This window comes from Actinosynnema sp. NPDC023658 (assembly GCF_040639995.1).
In the GTDB taxonomy this organism is placed as follows: Bacteria; Actinomycetota; Actinomycetes; order Mycobacteriales; family Pseudonocardiaceae; genus Actinosynnema.
Map to the genome: position 1 here is coordinate 1 of NZ_JBFAAX010001078.1, position 1,791 is coordinate 1,791.

General features: G+C 73.2%; 1 protein-coding gene. It reads right to left on the reverse strand.

The features are described 5' to 3' along the window. Positions 1–1,414: SulP family inorganic anion transporter (locus tag AB0G02_RS38250; RefSeq protein WP_360804815.1), on the reverse strand; the 1,414-nt coding region annotated here is incomplete at its 3' end. Positions 1,415–1,791 lie beyond the last annotated feature (377 nt).

Below are 1,791 nucleotides of genomic sequence, written 5' to 3' on the forward strand. Positions count from 1 at the left end.
CGGTCTTGCCCCGGTCGGCGTACTTCGCGGTGACGGCGTCCAGCGCGGCGACGGAGGAGGCGTCCCAGATGTGCGCGGCGGACAGGTCGATCACCACCCGGTCCGGGTCGCCCGCGTAGTCGAACCGGTGGGCCAGGTCGTTGCTGGAGGCGAAGAACAGCTCACCGGTCACCGCGTAGACGACCCGCCCGCCGTCGGGGTCGGGCCGCGCCTCGACGGTGGCCACGCGCGCGACCCGCCGGGCGAACACCGCCATGGCCGTGATCGAACCCACCACGACGCCGATGGCCAGGTTGTGCGTGGCCACCACCACCGCCACCGTGACGACCATGACGCCGATCTCCCCCGCGGGCATCCGGCGCAGCGTGGCGGGCGCGACCGAGTGCCAGTCGAACGTCCCGAACGACACCAGCACCATCACCGCGACCAGCGCCGCCATCGGGATCCGCGACACGACCGGCCCGAACACCACGCACAGCACCAGCAGGAACGCCCCGGCCAGGAACGTCGACAGCCGGGTCCGGGCGCCGTTCTTCACGTTGATCATCGTCTGGCCGATCATGGCGCAGCCGCCCATGCCGCCGAAGAACCCGGTCACCACGTTGGCGACGCCCTGCCCGATCGACTCCCGCCTCTTGTCCGAACGGGTGTCGGTGAGGTCGTCCACGAGCTTCGCCGTCATCAGCGACTCCATCAACCCGACCAGCGCCAGCGCCAGCGCGTACGGCGCGACGATCCGCAGCGTCTCCGCCGTGAACGGCACGTCGGGCAGACCCGGCACCGGCAGCGACGACGGCAGCTCGCCCCGGTCGCCCACCGTCGGCACGGCGATGCCCGCGCCCACCGTCAACGCGGTCAGCGCCACGATCGACACCAGCGGCGCGGGCACGACCCTGGTCAGCTTGGGGAACAGCACCATCAGCACCAGCGCGCCGACCACCAGCGGGTAGACCGCCCACGGCACGTCGACCAGCTCGGGGACCTGGGCCAGGAAGATCAGGATCGCGAGGGAGTTGACGAATCCGACCATCACCGAGCGCGGCACGAACCGCATCAGCCGGGCCACGCCGAGCCCGCCGAGCACCGCCTGGACCAGGCCGCCCAGGATCACCGCGGCCACCAGGTACCCGAGGCCGTGCTCACGGGTGAGCGGTGCGACGACCAGGGCGACCGCGCCGGTGGCGGCGGAGATCATCGCCGGTCGCCCGCCGACGACGGAGATCACCACGGCCATGGTGAACGAGGCGAACAGGCCGACGCTGGGCGCGACCCCGGCGATGACCGAGAACGAGATGGCCTCCGGGATCAGCGCCAAGGCCACCACGAGCCCCGCCAGCACCTCGGTGCGCAGGACCTTGGGGTCGCGCAGGACCTTGGGGTCGCGCAGGACCTTGGGGTCGCGCAGGACCCGCAGCTCGCGCAACGCCTGCGGGACCCGCCGGGACGGGCGGGAAGGTGCCGGGGTGTTCGGTGCGGAGGGGTTCACAACCACCCTGTCGTGCTCGGGCGCGCTCGTCGGGCACGCGGACGTGGACCCGCCGGGCAGCGCCGCGGCGGTCGGGATCGGGACGGGGACGACCCGCTACGGCGGGCAGGACAGGGCGCGAGGCGGAACGGGCACGCGTCGTCTCCTGACCACGGCGGAGGGGCTGGCTCCGGGACGTCGTCGACACCGGGCGCGGGGTGGGCCGAGCCTCACCACCGGCGGGAATCCTACCTGCCGCGCCCGACACCCCGGCGCGCACCGGGCCGGCACCCGCTGGTTCCACCGGTTCCCGGCTACCCCGCTTC